The organism is Streptomyces sp. NPDC058307 (assembly GCF_042880295.1).
GTDB lineage: Bacteria > Actinomycetota > Actinomycetes > Streptomycetales > Streptomycetaceae > Streptomyces.
Window position 1 is genome coordinate 1 of sequence record NZ_JBHVYZ010000108.1, and the last position, 17403, is coordinate 17403.

At 70.3% G+C, this 17403-nt stretch carries 19 protein-coding genes; 8 read left to right on the forward strand and 11 right to left on the reverse strand.

Annotated elements, in window-relative coordinates; translation table 11 throughout:
- Positions 1 to 145: 145 nt before the first annotated feature.
- Together ACFVYN_RS39680 and ACFVYN_RS39685 are read left to right on the forward strand one after the other, a co-directional pair.
- Positions 146 to 901, forward strand: a complete 756-nt coding sequence (locus ACFVYN_RS39680) for an AzlC family ABC transporter permease (RefSeq protein ID WP_390007437.1) — start codon at positions 146 to 148, stop codon at positions 899 to 901.
- Positions 898 to 1206 carry an AzlD domain-containing protein gene (locus ACFVYN_RS39685; RefSeq protein WP_390007438.1) on the forward strand — a complete coding sequence of 103 codons (309 nt, stop codon included), beginning with the start codon at positions 898 to 900 and terminating at the stop codon, positions 1204 to 1206. Before ACFVYN_RS39680 ends, ACFVYN_RS39685 begins: the two co-directional genes overlap by 4 nt.
- Before the next feature lie 72 nt (positions 1207 to 1278).
- On the opposite strand, the gene ACFVYN_RS39690 is transcribed toward ACFVYN_RS39685, so the two are convergent.
- Positions 1279 to 2223: a hypothetical protein gene (locus ACFVYN_RS39690; RefSeq protein ID WP_390007440.1), complete on the reverse strand. Its 945-nt coding sequence runs from the start codon at positions 2221 to 2223 to the stop codon at positions 1279 to 1281.
- Between the two features lie 80 nt (positions 2224 to 2303).
- On the opposite strand from ACFVYN_RS39690, the gene ACFVYN_RS39695 reads away from it, so the two are divergent.
- Together ACFVYN_RS39695 and ACFVYN_RS39700 are read left to right on the forward strand one after the other, a co-directional pair.
- Positions 2304 to 2498, forward strand: coding sequence for a DUF3046 domain-containing protein (locus ACFVYN_RS39695; RefSeq protein WP_390007442.1), 195 nt, complete (start codon positions 2304 to 2306; stop codon positions 2496 to 2498).
- 124 nt (positions 2499 to 2622) lie between these two features.
- Positions 2623 to 3882, forward strand: coding sequence for an AI-2E family transporter (locus ACFVYN_RS39700; RefSeq protein ID WP_390007444.1), 1260 nt, complete (start codon positions 2623 to 2625; stop codon positions 3880 to 3882).
- A gap of 10 nt (positions 3883 to 3892) precedes the next feature.
- Here ACFVYN_RS39700 and ACFVYN_RS39705 read toward each other — a convergent pair whose 3' ends face one another.
- Together ACFVYN_RS39705 and ACFVYN_RS39710 are read right to left on the reverse strand one after the other, a co-directional pair.
- Positions 3893 to 4693, reverse strand: coding sequence for a hypothetical protein (locus tag ACFVYN_RS39705; protein ID WP_390007447.1), 801 nt, complete (start codon positions 4691 to 4693; stop codon positions 3893 to 3895).
- The gene (locus ACFVYN_RS39710) at positions 4693 to 5109 is read right to left on the reverse strand and encodes a hypothetical protein (RefSeq protein WP_390007450.1); all 417 of its coding nucleotides are present in this window, start codon (positions 5107 to 5109) and stop codon (positions 4693 to 4695) included. Before ACFVYN_RS39710 ends, ACFVYN_RS39705 begins: the two co-directional genes overlap by 1 nt.
- Positions 5110 to 5441: 332 nt before the next feature.
- Here ACFVYN_RS39710 and recA point away from each other — a divergent pair, with 332 nt between their 5' ends.
- Together recA and recX are read left to right on the forward strand one after the other, a co-directional pair.
- The gene (gene recA / locus ACFVYN_RS39715; RefSeq protein WP_390007453.1) at positions 5442 to 6566 is read left to right on the forward strand and encodes a recombinase RecA; all 1125 of its coding nucleotides are present in this window, start codon (positions 5442 to 5444) and stop codon (positions 6564 to 6566) included.
- A gap of 4 nt (positions 6567 to 6570) precedes the next feature.
- Complete coding sequence (recX, locus tag ACFVYN_RS39720; RefSeq protein WP_390007455.1) at positions 6571 to 7503, forward strand: recombination regulator RecX; 933 nt, start codon at positions 6571 to 6573, stop codon at positions 7501 to 7503.
- 147 nt (positions 7504 to 7650) lie between these two features.
- Here the strand turns inward: recX and ACFVYN_RS39725 are convergent, their stop codons facing one another.
- From ACFVYN_RS39725 to ACFVYN_RS39755, 7 genes are all read right to left on the reverse strand, one after another.
- The gene (locus ACFVYN_RS39725; RefSeq protein WP_390007457.1) at positions 7651 to 8187 is read right to left on the reverse strand and encodes a cysteine dioxygenase; all 537 of its coding nucleotides are present in this window, start codon (positions 8185 to 8187) and stop codon (positions 7651 to 7653) included.
- 77 nt (positions 8188 to 8264) lie between these two features.
- Positions 8265 to 8312 (reverse strand): hypothetical protein, encoded by a 48-nt coding sequence (locus tag ACFVYN_RS39730; RefSeq protein ID WP_309506048.1) that lies wholly within the window; start codon positions 8310 to 8312, stop codon positions 8265 to 8267.
- A 116-nt stretch (positions 8313 to 8428) separates the two neighbouring features.
- Complete coding sequence (locus ACFVYN_RS39735; RefSeq protein WP_390007459.1) at positions 8429 to 10033, reverse strand: FAD-dependent monooxygenase; 1605 nt, start codon at positions 10031 to 10033, stop codon at positions 8429 to 8431.
- A 188-nt stretch (positions 10034 to 10221) separates the two neighbouring features.
- On the reverse strand, positions 10222 to 11127 hold the full coding sequence (locus ACFVYN_RS39740; RefSeq protein ID WP_390007462.1) for an amino acid ABC transporter permease: 906 nt from the start codon (positions 11125 to 11127) through the stop codon (positions 10222 to 10224).
- The gene (locus ACFVYN_RS39745) at positions 11124 to 11792 is read right to left on the reverse strand and encodes an amino acid ABC transporter permease (RefSeq protein ID WP_390007464.1); all 669 of its coding nucleotides are present in this window, start codon (positions 11790 to 11792) and stop codon (positions 11124 to 11126) included. The genes ACFVYN_RS39740 and ACFVYN_RS39745 overlap by 4 nt, the downstream gene beginning before the upstream one ends.
- Before the next feature lie 108 nt (positions 11793 to 11900).
- Complete coding sequence (locus ACFVYN_RS39750; RefSeq protein ID WP_390007466.1) at positions 11901 to 12746, reverse strand: glutamate ABC transporter substrate-binding protein; 846 nt, start codon at positions 12744 to 12746, stop codon at positions 11901 to 11903.
- A 110-nt stretch (positions 12747 to 12856) separates the two neighbouring features.
- Positions 12857 to 13633 carry an amino acid ABC transporter ATP-binding protein gene (locus ACFVYN_RS39755; protein ID WP_352382412.1) on the reverse strand — a complete coding sequence of 259 codons (777 nt, stop codon included), beginning with the start codon at positions 13631 to 13633 and terminating at the stop codon, positions 12857 to 12859.
- A gap of 303 nt (positions 13634 to 13936) precedes the next feature.
- Between ACFVYN_RS39755 and ACFVYN_RS39760 the strand changes: the two genes are divergently transcribed.
- Together ACFVYN_RS39760 and ACFVYN_RS39765 are read left to right on the forward strand one after the other, a co-directional pair.
- The gene (locus ACFVYN_RS39760) at positions 13937 to 14623 is read left to right on the forward strand and encodes a response regulator transcription factor (protein ID WP_390007469.1); all 687 of its coding nucleotides are present in this window, start codon (positions 13937 to 13939) and stop codon (positions 14621 to 14623) included.
- A gap of 248 nt (positions 14624 to 14871) precedes the next feature.
- A complete protein-coding gene (locus ACFVYN_RS39765) occupies positions 14872 to 16254 on the forward strand; it encodes an ATP-binding protein (protein ID WP_390007471.1) in 1383 nt (460 codons plus the stop codon).
- Here the strand turns inward: ACFVYN_RS39765 and ACFVYN_RS39770 are convergent.
- Positions 16244 to 17239 (reverse strand): TAXI family TRAP transporter solute-binding subunit, encoded by a 996-nt coding sequence (locus tag ACFVYN_RS39770; protein ID WP_390007474.1) that lies wholly within the window; start codon positions 17237 to 17239, stop codon positions 16244 to 16246. The genes ACFVYN_RS39765 and ACFVYN_RS39770 overlap by 11 nt on opposite strands.
- Positions 17240 to 17403: the final 164 nt, after the last annotated feature.

A 17403-nucleotide genomic window follows, 5' to 3' on the forward strand; every position in this document is an offset into this window, starting at 1 on the left:
GACGACGACCTCGCCCACACCTACCGCAACTGGCTCCAAGCCGCTTGACAGGCAATAGGAGCATCAACGGACCTGACCTGCGGATTGCCTGCGGCGGTCGCAGCCTTCTCCGCACCCCGGACGGCGTCGGCGTGACAATGGGCGCATGGCGGGTTTCAGGGAGCGGGTGCGGCACCGGCGGCATGCCCAGTCGCGTACACACGCCGACGGTGGGGACAGGCCGGACGCCGCCGTCGTACGAGACGCCCTCGGGGTCGGGGTCGCCGTCGGACTGTCCGGATTCGCCTTCGGGGTGACCTCGGCCGGCAGCGGGCTCACGCTGACGCAGACCTGTGCGCTCAGCCTCCTGGTGTTCACCGGTGCGTCCCAGTTCGCGCTCGTAGGAGCGCTCGCGGGCGGAGCAAGCCCTCTTGCCGCGGCTGCCGGAGCCTTCTTCCTGGGGGTGCGCAACGCCTTCTACGGGCTGCGGCTGTCGCAGTTGCTCGCCCTCCCGCGCCTGATGCGCCCCTTTGCCGCCCAGTGGGTCATCGACGAGACGGCGGCGGTCTCGCTGGCTCAGCCCACGCGGCGCGGTGCGCGCATCGGGTTCGCCGTCACGGGGCTGAGCCTGTATGTGCTGTGGAATCTGACGACCTTGCTGGGGGCCCTGGGAGCCGACGCGATCGGGGACACGCGCGCGTGGGGGCTGGACGCGGCCGGGCCCGCCGTCTTCCTGGCGCTGCTGGCGCCCATGGTGAAGAGCGCCACCGAGCGGCTTGTGGCCGGGCTCGCCGTGTTGCTGGGGCTCGCACTGCTTCCTGTGCTGCCCGCCGGGGTACCGGTGCTGGCGGCCGCGCTCGCGGCGCCACTCGTTCTGTGCGTGCGAGGTCTCCGTGCGCGGAGGCGGGAGGAGGGGTGGTGAACGTCTGGATCGCGATCGGTGTCACCGCCCTCGGGTGTTACGCCGTCAAGCTCCTCGGGCTGCTCGTGCCGGCGGGCGTTCTCGATCGGCCCCTCGTGAAGCGTCTGGCCGCGTTGCTGCCGGTGGCTCTTCTGGCCGCGCTCACCGCGCAGCAGACCTTCGCCGACGGGCGGGTGCCGGTGCTCGACGCGCGGGCCGCGGGGCTTGCCGCGGCCGCCGTGGCGCTGCTCCTGCGGGCGCCGTTCCTGCTGGTCGTCGCGGCTGCGGTGGTCGTGACGGCGGGCGTACGGGCCATCGGGGCGTGACGGCGGCGGTGCGGGCCTCAGGGGCGCGAGAGGCCGCCGTCACGGGCGCGTGGGCATGACCGTCATGCCGGCTCAGCCGACTTCGCGGCCGTACGCGCGCAGGGTCTGCAGAGCCTCGATCGTCACCATGGGGCGCGCTTCGAAGGCCGTGGTGGGTGCCCACCGGCGTCGGCGGGTCGGCCAGCCGCCGTCCTCCCGCTGTTCGGCCGCGAGGAAGTCCAGCGAACGGGACATCTCGTCTTCCGTGAACCACGCGCGCGCGAGGGAGTTCGGCGTCTTCGCGTAGTCGTGCGGGAAGTGGTGCTCGCCCGGTGCGTAGCCAGGGGGGACAGGGAACGCGTCGAGGTTCGAGGGGTCCAGCGCGGCCAGACGCTGTTCGCGCACCAGGCGGCCGAGGCGGTCGGCGCTCGCCTGCGCGCGCGAACGGTCGGGGACGGAGTCCAGGAAGGTCAGGGCGGCCTGGATCTCGTCCGGGTGGGACACCTGGAGGGACTCGACGGCCTGCCAGCAGAAGTCGGTGGCCCGGAACAGCCAGGCGTGCCACACCTCGTTGCGGTGCAGCAGACCGACCACGGGGCCGGTGGCGAGCAGTTCGCTCGGCGGGGCGTCCACGACCGGCATGAAGGGGGCCGTCGGATAGCCGCGCTGGGCGGCAGTGACCGCCGGGAGGGCGCCGTCCGGGGTGGACACGGAGGTGAGATAGCGGCACACGCGCTCCACACGCTGTCCGCCGCAGCGTCCGACGGCGTCCAGCACGCGCAGCGCGTGAGCGGTGTGCAGGGGCTGGCTGACCGGGCCGCGCAGATCCGGCTCCAGCGCGTGGCCGTACCCGCCGTCCGCGTTGCGGTGGGCGTCCAGGGCCGTCTCCACCGGGTCCGGGCCGCCGTTCAGGAAGTGGTACGCGAACAGACGCTGTTCCAGCACACGCGCGGTGAGCCAGACGAAGTGCTCGGCGCGGAAGAGCGGGGAGTGCGCCGGTGGCGTCTGGGGGAGTGGGGAAGCTCCTGTTTCGGGCATGCGTCAGACCGTAGGGCGGAAAGCGGTCTCGGCAAGCGGTCCCGGCCCAGGCCCACCCCCAGGGGCGGGATACTGGAGTCATGCGGTTGACGGTCTTCTGGCAGCGGATGGCGGAACACTTCGGTCCGGGGTACGCCGACACCTTCGCGCGCGATCACGTGATGGCGGAGCTCGGCGGGCGCACGGTGCACGAGGCGCTGGACGCGGGCTGGGACGCCAAGGACGTGTGGCGCGTGGTCTGTACCGTGATGAACGTTCCTGCTGAGCGGCACTGAGACGGCGTGGACGTTCCGGGGAGAAGGTGCGACCGGACGTGAATATCTTCCGAAAGTGGCACTGACCGGTCACGAAGATCGCACGGCGGCAGCCATTGTCAGTCAGGTGGGCGAGACTTGCACCGTGGCACCCACTGACGAGTCCGGGCAGGCAGCCCAGCACGCATCTCCGCTCGGCGCGACGCCCCCCGCCCGGCCCCCGGCCGACGGCGCCGGGCCGAACGCCCGCATGCCGCGCTGGCTGCCGCGTGCCATGGTGCTCGCGCTCGCCCTCATCGCCGTGTTCCAGTTCGGCAGTTGGGCCTTCCACCAGCTGATCGGCCTGCTGACCAACATCCTCATCGCGTTCTTCCTGGCTCTGGCCATCGAACCCGCGGTGAGCAAGATGGCCGCGCGCGGCATGCGCAGGGGGCTCGCCGCCTTCTTTGTCTTCTTCGGTGTGCTGATCGTGACCGCCGGCTTCGTCACCCTGCTCGGGTCGATGCTCGCGGGCCAGATCATCAAGATCGTGGAGGACTTCCCGGACTACCTCGACTCCGTCATCGCCTGGATCAACGGACACTTCCACACCGAGCTGAAGCGGGTGGACGTCCAGGAGGGCCTGCTGCGCTCCGACTGGCTGCGCAACTACGTGCAGAACAGCGCCACCGGCGTCCTGGACGTCTCCGCCCAGGTCCTCGGCGGTCTCTTCCAGCTTCTGACGATCGGGCTGTTCTCGTTCTACTTCGCCGCGGACGGCCCGCGGCTGCGCCGGACGATCTGCTCCGTCCTGCCGCCCGCCCGCCAGGCCGAGGTGCTGCGCGCGTGGGAGATCGCCGTGGACAAGACCGGCGGCTACATCTACTCGCGCGGTCTGATGGCGCTCGCCTCCGGAGTCGCGCACTTCGTCCTGCTCCAGGCTCTCGACGTGCCGTACGCGCCCGTGCTCGCCGTGTGGGTCGGCCTGGTCTCGCAGTTCATCCCGACCATCGGCACCTATCTCGCGGGCGCCCTGCCCATGCTGATCGCCTTCACGGTCGATCCCTGGTACGCGCTGTGGGTGCTGGTCTTCGTGGTGATCTACCAGCAGTTCGAGAACTACGTGCTCCAGCCCAAGCTGACCTCGAAGACCGTCGACATCCACCCCGCCGTCGCCTTCGGCTCGGTCATCGCGGGCACTGCTCTCCTCGGCGCGGTCGGTGCCCTGATCGCCATTCCGGCGGTTGCCACGCTGCAGGCGTTCCTGGGGGCGTATGTGAAGCGGTACGCCGTCACCGACGACCCTCGTGTCCACGGCCACCGGAAGCAGGGCGACGGGCCCTCACCGGTCACGCGCGTGCGTGCGCTGTGGCAGCGGCGGCGGCCGGGAACGCAGGACTCCACCGACGGCGACGGCTCGTCCTGAGGATGCGGGCTCAGTAGGTGAGGGCGGCCCATGTCGCGGCGCCGATGACGGCCGCGACGTAGGAGCCGATCGCCGCGTACAGGAGCCGTCGCCGTAGTGGCTCGCTCCAGGGCGTGCGCGACAGCAGCCAGGCCAGTGCGGGCAGGACCAGGACCGCGTGCAGGCTCACGCCGTGCAACGGCTTGAGCGGGGCGGTCGAGTGGTAGGCCGCCTCCTGGTGGCCGGTGCGGGTGAGGACGACACCGCGCGCGATCATCGCGGCGCCCGAGGCGAGCGCGACCAGAAAAATCGCGAACCCCGACCGCACCGCGAGGTCCATCCCCGCCGGACCAGAGGGCCGGTGGCGGAAGGAGGCGACCGCGAACACCGTCAGCAGCACCACCAGGACGCCGCCGCCCACCGCGAGCGTCATGGACACCGCTGTGTCGAAGGGTGTCTCCATGTCGAGGTGCGAGGGCACTCCGCGCCACGCCTGGAGGGTGATACCGCTCACCTCCACCACACAGTCCGCCGCGAACACCGCGAGGAGCAGGGTCCGTGAGCGCGGGCCGAGGCGCAGATACGACGTGACCCAGGTGACCGCGATCAGGGTCACCCCGAAGGAGCCCCCGAACGTCACCGGCTTGCGCCAGGAGACCGGTCCGTCCCAGGGACCGCCGTCCACGGCGAACACCACCAGGTGGGCGAGCCCGGAGAGGACCAGGAGGAGCCCGGTGACGTGGCAGAGACGCTCCACGCGGCGTGCACCGATGGCCCACGGTACCGAGGTCCGGGCCGGCACAGCGGGGGCATCCGTCAGGGCCGGGTCCATCACGCCCGCGCTCCCTGCCGGACCAGGCAGGCTGCGGCTCGGGCGATCACCAGGGCGGCGAGGGCGACGAGTTCGGCGACCCTCGAGGCGATGAGCGCGGTGTCTCCCGAGGAGCGATGGTCGCCGGTGTCCGGGGTCAGGATCGCGCCTGCACCGATGAACAGACCGACACGGAGGGCGAGCCCGGTCGTCCAGCCGTTCGTGCGCCAGGTCGGCAGGGCCGCTGCCATGAGCGGGACGACGAGGCCGGGCGGCACGGTGGGACGGTCCGCGCCGACGGCGGTCCGGCCCGCGACGGAGGCGGTCGGCAGGAGCGCCGCGGACAGGGGCGTGATCACGGCTGGGTGACGTGCCGTCCCGCTGTCGCGCCAGTGGGTGGTCGAGGTCGCTTCTCGGGTGCTCGTCGTGGTCTGCATGGCACAAGGCTCGCGAGAGCGGCCCGTCCGGTCGTCGTACCGCCGAAGGCACCTGAGGTACGCCGGAGGAAGTAGCCCTGCAGGGGCGGAGGAAGCCGCCGGAGCGTGCCGCAGGAAGTGTCCCGGGGGCCGCGTGGTGCGCTTGACACGAAAATCGAACATCCATTCATATGGAAGCTCCGGCGAAGCCAACGGCGGGCGTTTCGACATGGTTCGCGTGGAGAAGTCCCCTAGTTATCCACAGGCTGGACGGGCGTCGGGGCGCATTGTCAGTGGCAGGCGTTAGCGTCTTTGACGTGAAGCGATCGACTCAAGCAAATCGGGTGGAACCCATGGCAGGAACCGACCGCGAGAAGGCCCTGGACGCCGCTCTCGCACAGATTGAACGGCAGTTCGGCAAGGGCGCCGTGATGCGCCTCGGCGAGCGGCCGAACGAGCCCATCGAGGTCATCCCCACCGGGTCGACCGCACTCGACGTCGCCCTCGGCGTCGGCGGCCTGCCACGTGGCCGGGTGGTGGAGGTGTACGGACCGGAGTCCTCCGGCAAGACCACGCTGACCCTGCACGCGGTGGCCAACGCGCAGAAGGCCGGCGGCCAGGTCGCCTTCGTGGACGCGGAGCACGCCCTCGACCCCGAGTACGCGAAGAAGCTCGGCGTCGACATCGACAACCTGATCCTCTCCCAGCCGGACAACGGCGAGCAGGCCCTGGAGATCGTGGACATGCTGGTCCGCTCCGGTGCCCTCGACCTCATCGTCATCGACTCCGTCGCCGCGCTCGTCCCGCGCGCGGAGATCGAGGGCGAGATGGGCGACAGCCACGTCGGTCTGCAGGCCCGTCTGATGAGCCAGGCCCTGCGGAAGATCACCAGCGCGCTCAACCAGTCCAAGACCACCGCCATCTTCATCAACCAGCTCCGCGAGAAGATCGGCGTGATGTTCGGCTCCCCGGAGACCACGACCGGTGGCCGGGCGCTGAAGTTCTACGCCTCGGTGCGACTCGACATCCGCCGCATCGAGACGCTGAAGGACGGCACCGACGCGGTCGGCAACCGCACCCGCGTCAAGGTCGTCAAGAACAAGGTCGCGCCGCCCTTCAAGCAGGCCGAGTTCGACATCCTCTACGGGCACGGCATCAGCCGCGAGGGCGGCCTGATCGACATGGGCGTGGAGCACGGCTTCGTCCGCAAGGCCGGCGCCTGGTACACGTACGAGGGCGACCAGCTCGGCCAGGGCAAGGAGAACGCGCGCAACTTCCTGAAGGACAACCCCGACCTGGCCAACGAGATCGAGAAGAAGATCCTGGAGAAGCTGGGCGTCGGCGTGCGGCCCCAGGAGCCGACCGCCGAGCCGGGTGCGGACGCCGCGGTGTCCACTGCCGCGGACGACGCCGCGAAGGTGCCGGCTCCGGCGGCCGCGAAGGCGGCGAAGGCCAAGGCTCCGGCCGCCAAGAGCTGATCCCGTGACACGGCGAACCGACTGGGCCGAGTACCAGGACGCTCCGCGAGGGTGGGGCGGACAGGGCGACGGGGGTTCTGCTCGGCCGGGTGGCGACGGGTACGGGGACGGCACGGGGGATGGAGCGGACAGGGGACACGGCCGTTCGGTGCCGTACGGCGACGACTTCGCCGACAGCGCCGGGCCGGCCTACCGCGGCGGCCGTTCCCACAGTGACGGTGGGACGTACGGCGACGGTGGGACGGGCGGCGACGAGTCCGGTGACGGGGCGGCGCGTGGTTCCGGGGCGTTCGGCCGGAGCTCGCGTCGAGGCGGCGGAGCATCTGGCGCGGGCGGTCCCCGCGGGCGTCGGCAGCGCCGGCGCGGCTTCGGGGAATCGCCCGGTGAGGACGGAGGCGGCCCCTCCTTGTCGAGGGCCGAGCGGGGGGAGCCTCCGGCGGACCCGGTGGAGCGGGCGCGGGCGATCTGTCTGCGCCTGCTCACCGGGACCCCGCGCACGCGGAAGCAACTCGCCGACGCGCTGCGCAAGCGGGAGATCCCGGACGCGGCCGCCGAGGAGGTGCTGTCGCGGTTCGAGGAAGTCGGGCTGATCAACGACAGCGCGTTCGCGGAGGCCTGGGTGGAGTCCCGGCACCACGGCCGGGGACTCGCCAGGCGAGCCCTCGCCCAGGAACTGCGCACCAAGGGAGTCGACCCCACGCTGATCGACGCGGCCGTCTCGCAGCTCGACTCCGAGCAGGAGGAGACGACGGCCCGCGAACTCGTCGACCGCAAGCTGCGTGCGACGCGCGGCCTCGACCGCGACAAGCGACTGCGCCGCCTCGCCGGCATGCTCGCCCGCAAGGGCTACTCCGAGGGGCTGGCCCTACGGGTGGTCCGGCAAGCCTTGGAGGAGGAGGGGGAGGAGACGGAGTTCCTTGGCGACGAGGGGTTCTGAAACGGGGTTCTTCGGCGGGTCCGCCGGGCTGCTGTCCCTGCTGACCGAGCCGGTCCCTGGGGCGGCCAGGCGTGTGTGCCTGATCAGTGACTCGCGGCAGCCGGCGCTGGCGCTCGCTCCCGCCCTCCTCGCCCCCCACGCACCCACCTACTGCCAGTCCTCCGGCCGCTCCACGTGCTCCAGTCGCAGGATCTGGCCCGTGCGGCTGTAGCGGCGGATCTGGGGGAGGGGCGGGTAGTAGGCGTGCACGGAGATCGCGTGGACCTCGGTGGACTCGTTGAGGACCTCGTGGACGTGGTGCTGCCCGAAGGAACGGCCCTTGCCGCTCGGCAGCCGTCGCTCGCGGTCCACCTCGTCGGAGAGCTCGAGGGTCTTCCAGCCGTCGGCGGGCAGCCGGGCGGCGAGGGAGTTCTCCTTGAGCTCGCCGGCGGCGGTGAGGAAGGCGCCGACGGACTCGGCGTGGTCGTGCCACCCGGTGCCGGTGCCGGGCGGCCAGCCGATCAGCCAGGCCTCGCTGCCGCCGGGCCCTTCCAGGCGCACCCAGGTGCGGCCCTCGGGGTCGAGCGGGAGCGAGTCGATCAGCTCGGCGTCGGCGGCGGTGCGCCGTACGAAGTCGAGGAGTTCGGCCTGGGTGGGTGGCGCGACGGCGGCGGAGGCCGAGGGGAGGGCGGGGGAGACAGACACGGGTACCGTCCTGAGAAAGTTCGCGACAGCGTGCCGTCGCACAGGCGCGGCACGCGGGGGAGAGGAAGATTGCGAATTCAGCAGGACGGGCGACACACGCAGCCCGCATAGCGGACGAGGTCCATATGGACCCTCCGCCACAGGCGCACACAGGTGTCGGTCACGATCCGGAGTACACCATGAGGGCCCGAGGCGTTTCAACTCACCGTCACTATGTGGACGCACAGTGACAGTGAGCACGTCAACGCGAGCCGGCCCCCGCCCCCGCCCCGGTCTTCGCCGGAGGTCCTCCGAGCGCCGTCTCGGCCGCCGAGTACAGGTCGGCCGGGCGGACTCCGCTCAGCGCTGTGACGAGGTGGCCGTCGGGTCGTACCAGGAGGATCGTGTGCGGGGCCGCGCCCGGGTACTCCTCGGCGACCAGCAGCTCGGCGGAGTGCGGCAGCGCGGTCACCGCCGCGGCCAGGCGGGGCATGATTCCGGCGGTCACCCAGTGCTTGCGCTCCCACACCCCGGTGCCCGGCGCGATCAGGACGACGAGCAGCGCGCCACGGCCGAGGCGCTCGCGCAGCCGTACGAACGAGCCGTCCTCGGCGGTGACCCGCACATCCGCGACCGGCCACCCCGGGGGCGTGTCGACGGGCACCTCTCCTTCGAGGTGCCGGGGAGCGAGGGGCGAGTCGGCGTACGCCCCCGGCGCGCCGAGCGGGCCGCGCCCCAAGTGACCGTCCGTGAGCAACGCGTCGTGGCCGCGGGCCGAGCCGGGGACCACCGAGCGCAGGCCCCCGCCGCCGCGCAGCAGCGGCAGCGCCTGGTCGGCGGCGCGCAGCCGGCTGGCGACGACCGCGCGCCGCTCGGCCTGGTAGCTGTCGAGCAGGGCCTCGTGCGGGCCGTGGTGCCAGGCCAGGGCCAGTTTCCAGGCGAGGTTGTCGGCGTCCCTGAGGCTCTCGTCGAGCCCCTGTGTGCCCAGCGTCCCCAGGCAGTGCGCCGCGTCCCCGGCGAGGAAGACCCGGCCGGCGCGCCAGCGGCGGGCCAGCCGGTGGTGCACGGTGTGGACTCCGGTGTCGAGGAGTTCGTACGGCGGTGTCGAACCGCCCGTCCAGCCGGCCAGGGTCTCCCGGACACGGGCCACCAGGAGTTCCGGCGTGACCAGGTCCTTGCCCGGCGGCAGCAGCCAGTCCAGGCGCCACACGCCCTCGGGGAGCGGGCGGGCGCTGATCTCGCCGGCCGACGGTCCGGACGTCCGCCACGGCGGCATCCGGTGGAGCAACCCCCGGTCCTCCCAGGGGAGTTCCACGCGCAGGGCGGCGACCGCGTGGCGTTCCACGGCCGTACGGCCCGGGAAGCGGATGTCCTCGAGCTTGCGCACGGTGGAGCGCGTGCCGTCGCAGCCGACCAGGTAACTCCCGCGCCACCACGTGCCCTTGGGGCCGCGGGTGTGGGCGGTGACGCCCGAGGGCTCCTGCTCGATGGTGTCGAGACGGCTGTCCGGGATGAGCCTGACCAGCCGCTCCTCGGCGAGAGCAGCGCGCAGGGCGTCGGTCAGGACGTGTTGGGCGAGGTGCAGGGGGGCGTCCCCGGCCTCCTCGAAGTCGACTTCGCGCATCACCTGCTTGCGGCGCATCGACCGCCATCCGGACCAGTGCAGACCCAGCTCGGCGACCGGCACTCCGGTCAGCCGGGCCATGAGGGCGGCGGTGTCCTCGTGCAGGACGGCGGTGCGGGCCAGGCGGGGTTCGTCCTTGCCGGGGCCCTCGTCGAGGATCACGGAAGGGACCTCCTGACGCGCCAGCGCCAGGGCGAGCGTGAGCCCGACGGGCCCCGCTCCGACGATGATCACCGGGTCCACGGCGCGGCGCCCCCTGCCCGCAGCGGAATGCCGGGAGATGTATGTGAACAGGAGATTGGAGCAGGGTGCACGATCACAGAACGTATGCAACCTATTGCCGGTGCTTGCGTCAAGTGACGGAGGCAGTGGCGATCATGCCACTGCCTCCAGGTCGTTCACGCGTGTGGTTCAAGCCACTTGACTGACCATCAGATGCTACCTCCGGCGCCCGTCCCGTAGGTGCCGCCCACGGCTGCCGGGTTGACCTCCACCGTGTCCTCGCCGAGCACCACCCCCGTGCTCTTCTTGCTGCGCCGCAGCCGGCGCTCCAGCCAGCTGGCGAAGCTGGTGAGGAGGAAGTTGACGATGATGAAGATGATGCCGACGACGATGAAGCTGGGAATGACGTTGGCGTAGTTGGCCGCCAGCGTGCTGCGCGAGTTGAGCAGCTCGGTGAAGCCCAGCATCACGCCGCCCAGCGCGGTGTCCTTCACGATGACGACCAGCTGGCTGACGATGGCCGGCAGCATCGCGGTGACGGCCTGCGGGAGCAGGATGCTGGACATCGTCTGGCCCTTGCGCAGACCGACCGCGTAGGCCGCCTCCGTCTGCCCCTTGGGCAGCGACAGGATGCCGGCCCGGACGATCTCGGCGAGCACCGAGGCGTTGTAGAGCACCAGGCCGGTGACGACGGCGTACAGCGGCCGCTGTTCGCTGCTGATGTCCGTGGAGCGGACGTAGAACTCGTTGGCGAACAGCATCAGCAGCAGGACCGGGATCGAACGGAAGAACTCGACCACCGTGCCGGCCACGCCCCGCACCCAGGCGTGGTCGGACATGCGGGCGATGCCGAAGACCGCGCCCAGGGGCAGGGCGATCACCATGGAGATCGCCGCGGCCTTGAGGGTGTTGCCGAGACCGGGCAGGAGGTACGTCGTCCAGGCCTCGCTGGTGGTGAAGGGCTCCCAGAGACTCCATTCCAACTGGTTCTTGTCGTCCATCTTCTGCCACACCCACCACAGCAGGAGGGCGAGGAGGACGGTGAAGACGACCGACAGGAGGACGTTGCGCCGTTTGGCGCGGGGTCCCGGAGTGTCGTAGAGGACCGAACTCATCGCTTCACCGCCAGTCGCTTGGCGAGCCAGCCGAGGAGGAGGCCGGTCGGCAGGGTCAGTACCACGAAGCCCAGCGCGAAGACCGCGCCGATGGCGAGCGTCTGGGCTTCGTTCTCGATCATCGTCTTCATCAGGGCGGCGGCCTCGGCCACACCGATCGCGGCCGCCACGGTGGTGTTCTTGGTCAGCGCGATCAGTACGTTGGCCAGCGGGCCGATGACCGAGCGGAAGGCCTGCGGGAGCACGATGAGACGCAGGGTCTGGCTGAAGTTCAGGCCGATCGCGCGGGCCGCCTCGGCCTGGCCGAGCGGCACCGTGTTGATGCCGGAGCGGATCGCCTCGCAGACGAACGAAGCGGTGTAGACGATGAAGCCGAGCACCGCCAGCCGGAAGCCCTGGACATCGAAGTTGTCCGCCGCGCCCATCGTCACACCGAAGATGTCGGCGAGGCCGAGCGAGGTGAAGACGATGATGACCGTCAGGGGGATGTTCCGGACGATGTTGACGTAGGCGGTGCCGAAGCCGCGCATCAACGGGACCGGGCTGACCCGCATCGCGGCCAGCAGGGTGCCCCAGATCAGGGAGCCGAGGGCGGACAGAGCGGTGAGTTTCACCGTCATCCAGAACGCCCCGAGGACGTCATAACCTTCTAGAAAGTCGAACACAATCTCCCGCGCTTCCGGGTGTGTGGCGTGTGTGTGGCGTACGTGGCGGGGCGCGGCGCGCCGCCGCCCTGATCGCGGCGGGCGGCGGCGCGCCGGTGAGCCCTCTCGTTACTTGACGATGACGCCGACCTTCGGGGCGGGCTCGTTCTTGTAGCCGGCCGGGCCGAAGTTCTTGTCGACCGCCTTCTGCCAGGAGCCGTCGCTGACCATCTTCTCCAGGGCGGCGTTGACCTTGTTCAGGGTCGCGGTGTCGCCCTTCTTCACGCCGATGCCGTAGTTCTCGTTGCTCAGCTTGAGGCCGGCGAGCTTGAACTGGCCCTTGTACTTGTCCTGGGCCGCGAAGCCCGCCAGGATCGAGTCGTCCGTGGTCACCGCGTCGACGGCGCCGCTCTGGAGGGCTGCGATGCACTCCGAGTAGCCGGCGTTCTGCTTCAGCTGGGCCTTCGGGGCGAAGTCGTCCTTGACGTTCTGGGCCGAGGTCGAGCCGGTCACGGAACACAGCTTCTCGCCGTTGAGGTCCGTGGCCTCGCTGATCTTGGAGTCCTTCTTGACCAGCAGGTCCTGGTGGGCCAGCAGGTACGGGCCGGCGAAGTCGACCTTCTTCTTGCGCTCGTCGTTGATCGAGTAGGTGGCCGCGATGAGCTTCACGTCGCCACGGGAGAGGGCGTTCTCACGGTCGGCGCTCTTGGTCTCGACGAACTCGATCTGGTCGGGCTTGTAGCCCAGCTGCTTGGCCACGTACGTCGCCACGTCCACGTCGAAGCCGGAGAAGGAACCGTCGGGCTTCTTCAGGCCGAGGCCGGGCTGGTCGTACTTGATACCGATCTTGATCTTGCCGCCACCGCCGGAACCCGAGCCGGAGCCCTCGTCCTTGCTGTCGCCGCCGCAGGCGGTCGCGGACAGGGCGAGGGCGAGAACGGCGGCCGAGGCGGCGGTGACCTTGCGGAGCTTCATGGTGAACATCCTTTTGGGTGGTGAAGAGAGTCGAGCCGTCGGTGGTCGATCCGGGTGGCACGTCAGCTGTGCGCTACGTCAACGATGTGACACGTCAACGGTGTGACACGTCAGTGGTGCAGGATCTTCGACAGGAAGTCCTTGGCACGGTCGCTGCGCGGATTGCTGAAGAACTGGTCGGGCGCAGCCTCCTCGACGATCCGTCCGTCCGCCATGAACACCACGCGGTTTGCGGCCGATCGTGCGAAACCCATCTCGTGCGTGACGACGATCATTGTCATGCCGTCGCGGGCGAGCTGCTGCATGACCTCCAGCACCTCGTTGATCATCTCGGGGTCGAGCGCCGACGTGGGCTCGTCGAAGAGCATGACCTTGGGGTCCATCGCCAGGGCCCGGGCGATGGCGACACGCTGCTGCTGACCGCCGGACAACTGGGCGGGGTACTTGTCTGCCTGGGTGGCGACGCCGACCCGGTCGAGCAGGGCGCGCGCCTTCTCCTCGGCCTTCTTCTTGTCGGCCTTGCGGACCTTGATCTGGCCCAGCATCACGTTCTCGAGCACGGTCTTGTGCGCGAAGAGGTTGAAGGACTGGAAGACCATGCCGACGTCGGCGCGCAGCCGGGCCAGTTCCTTGCCCTCCTGGGGCAACGGCTTGCCGTCGATGGCGATCGAACCCGTGTCGATCGTCTCCAGGCGGTTGATGGTGCGGCACAGGGTGGACTTCCCGGACCCGGAGGGTCCGATGACCACGACGACCTCGCCGCGGGCGATCGTCAGGTCGATGTCCTGGAGTACGTGCAACGCGCCGAAGTGCTTGTTGACGCTCTTCAGGACGACCAGTTCGCCGGTCGCGGCCGCGTCTTCCTTGGCCACCGATACTTCGGTCATCGCTTACTGGCTCCGTCCTCCTCGGTTTCGGAGGACAGTAGTGACCCCATGCGACTAGCGTCATCAGTCTTGAGGGGAATCTGAGCATCACGATCCGATAGCAATCGGACACGTGTCGTAGCACTTGTGACCAGTGGCCATATCGGCCGGGTAACGGAACCCCGGCGCAACCGGAACCCTCTTGACGCCGTCCTCATCCATCAGCATGACTGCACGGTGCGCACGCGCGCGTGCGGAAGCATGTTTCTACCTGTTCACTGCCTATTCAGACAATATGTTCGATGCATAAAAAAGGGGGCCGGGGTGAGACTTCTCCTCGTCGAGGACGACAACCATGTGGCCGCCGCGCTCTCCGCGGTGCTCGCCCGGCACGGTTTCGACGTCACGCACGCCCGCAGCGGCGAGGAGGCACTCCAGGCCCTGGTCCCCGAGAGCGACGGCTTCGGGGTCGTGCTGCTCGACCTCGGTCTGCCCGACCAGGACGGCTACGAGGTGTGCGGCAAGATCCGCAAACGCACCAGCACCCCGGTGATCATGGTCACCGCCCGCTCCGACGTCCGCTCCCGCATCCACGGACTCAACCTCGGCGCCGACGACTATGTGGTCAAGCCGTACGACACGGGGGAGCTCCTCGCCCGCATCCACGCCGTCAGCCGGCGCACCGTCCACGAGGACGCGCCCGGCGGCGCGGACACGGCGCTGGTCCTCGGCGCCGTACGCATCGAACTGCCGACCCGTCAGGTCACCGTGGACGGTACGGTCGTCCAGCTCACCCGCAAGGAGTTCGACCTCCTCGCGCTGCTCGCCCAGCGGCCCGGTGTGGTCTTCCGGCGCGAGCAGATCATCAGCGAGGTCTGGCGCACCAGCTGGGAGGGGACGGGGCGGACGCTGGAGGTACATGTGGCGTCCCTGCGCGCGAAGCTGCGGATGCCGGCGCTGATCGAGACGGTGCGGGGCGTCGGCTACCGGTTGGTGGCGCCGGGGGTGTGAGGGGGCCCCGAGCCGGGGGTCCGGGTTCCGTGCGGCTGTGCGAGGCTCGGGGGAGCGATGTGGGTCAGGTGAGGGACGGTGGCTGTGGGCGCGGGTGAGTGTGGCGGTGCGGATGCCCGTGTGCGCGGTGGTGGCCGAGGGCCGCTCGGCACGCCGGCCCGTGACGGGCTTCGGCGGTGCCGGGACGTGCACCGGGGTCCCCGTGTGTGCCGGAGTTCGCGGCTCGGGTCCGGGGCGTAGGCGGGCTCGTGCGTACACGTCTTCTTCCGCTGCTCATCGTCCTCATGGCCGCCGTACTGCTGGCCCTGGGTGTGCCGCTCGCCATCGGTGTGGCCTCCGCGCAGCAGCAGAAGGTCATCGTCGACCGGATCGACGACACCGCGCACTTCGCCGCGCTCGCCCAGTTCGTCACCGACGCCTCCGACGAGCGCCTGGAGACCCTGGAGAGCGAACTCGCCAGCTACTACAACGTCTACGACATCCGCGTCGGTGTCTTCTACGACGGTGACGTACCCATGGCCACGGCGCCCCACGGGTGGTACCTCCCCCACACGGGCGAGGTGCGCGACGCGTTCGGCGAGGCCCTGCTCAGCCGCCGCAGTCAGGACCCCAAGCAGGTCTGGCCCTGGCAGCGGGGCCGGCTGGTCGTCGCCTCGCCGGTGATCCGGGACGGTGACGTCATCGCGGTCGTGGTCACCGACTCGCCCACCGGGCCGATGCGTTCACGGATCCTGCACGACTGGCTCGTCATCTTCGCGGGCGAACTCGCGGCCATGCTGCTGGCCGTCGGCGCCGCGCTACGGCTGACCGGCTGGGTGCTCAGGCCCGTACGGGTCCTCGACGACACCGCGCACTCGATCGCGAGCGGGGCCCTGAAGTCCCGGGTCGCGGTCGCCGGCGGGCCGCCCGAACTCCGGCGCCTGGCACGGTCGTTCAACGAGATGGCGGGCAACGTCGAGGATGTGCTGGAGCAGCAGCGGGCCTTTGTCGCCGACGCGTCCCACCAGTTGCGGAACCCGCTCGCCGCCCTGCTGCTGCGTATCGAGCTGCTCGCCTTCGAACTCCCCGAGGGGAACGCCGAGATCGCCTCCGTGCAGACGGAGGGCAAACGGCTGGCCCAGGTCCTCGACGACCTCCTCGACCTCGCGCTCGCCGAGCATACCGAGGCGGACCTGAGAGTCACCGACATCGGCGAACTCACCGCCGAACGGGTCGCCGCCTGGACGCCCACCGCCGAGGCCAAGGGAGTGCGGCTGGCGGGCAGTTGTCCACCCACCACCGCCTGGGCCGACCCCGTCACCCTCTCCAGCGCCCTCGACGCGGTCATCGACAACGCGCTCAAGTTCACCCCGGAGGGCGAGACCGTCGAGGTCACGGTCGCCGCGGACGGGGACACCTCGACGGTCGTCGTCGCCGACCGCGGACCCGGGCTCACCGATGAGGAACTCGCGCGGGTCGGCGACCGGTTCTGGCGCAGCGGGCGGCACCAGAACATCAAGGGGTCCGGCCTCGGGCTGTCCATCTCGCGGGCACTGCTGGCCGCAGGAGGCGGGGCGATCTCGTACGGCCACCAGGAGCCGCACGGGCTGGTGGTGACCGTCTCCGTGCCCCGCAGCCGTCCTATGGCTTGACCGAGCGGTAGTAGCGGCGGGCGCCGTCGTGGAGGGGGACCGGGTCGGTGTAGATCGCCGTGCGTACGTCCACCAGCTGGGCGGAGTGGACGTCGTGGCCGATGCCGTCCCTGCTCTTGATCACGGTCCGGGTGAGCCATTCGGTGAGCTCGGGGTCCATGTCCTTGCGGGTGATCAGCAGGTTGGAGACGGCCATCGTCGGGACGGTCCTGTTGTTCTGGACGGACGGGTACGCCGACGCCGGCATGTTGGTGGCGCGGTAGTAGCGGGTGGGCGTGCCCTCGGCGTGCAGCTTCGCCACGAGGGAGGGCTCGATCGGGACGAAGCGGAACGCGGAGCGTTCGGCCAACTGCTTGAGGCCGTCGGTGGGCAGGCCGCCGGACCAGAAGAACGCGTCCAGGCCGTGACCGAGGAGCTTGGGGCCGGTGTCGATGCCCTCGGCCCTCGGCTGGATGTCCTTGTCCGGGTCGATGCCGGCGGCGTTCAGGACGCGGTCCGCTATCAGCCGTACGCCGGAGTTGGGGACGCCGATGGAGACGCGCTTGCCCTTCAGGTCGGCCAGGGTGCGGATGTCCGAGTCGGAGGGGACGACGAGCTGTACGTAGTCGTCATAGAGGCGGGCGACGCCTCGGAGCTGGTCGGCGCCGGGGTCGCCGTTCTGCTGATAGGTCTCCACCGCGTCGGCCGCGGCGATGGCGAAGTCGGACTTTCCGAGCGCCACGAGTCTGACGTTCTCCTGGGAGCCCGCGCTGGTCTCCAGTTTCACCTTCAGGTCCGGCATGTCCTTGTGGATCGCGTTGTCGAGGAGCTCGCCGTACTTCTGGTAGACGCCTGCCTTTGTGCCCGTGCTGAAGGTGATCGTGCCGGTCGGGGGGGTCTCGCCCAGGGGCAGCAGCCACCACAGGAGCAGTCCGAGGGCCACGAGGGTGGCGGCCGCGGTCTGGAGCGCCTGGCGGCGGGTGGGGCGGGGGAACGGCTTGGGCATGGCGGTGATCCTGCCAGGGAGGGTGGGGGGTGGCCAGGGGGGGGTGCGGGGGCCTGCGGCGGGCTGTGCGGGTGCGGGTGCGGGTGCGGGTTGGTGGGGGCGGGCGTTGTGCGCAGTTCCCCGCGCCCCTGGATGCCTGCGGCGGCCTGCCTCGGTCCGGTGGG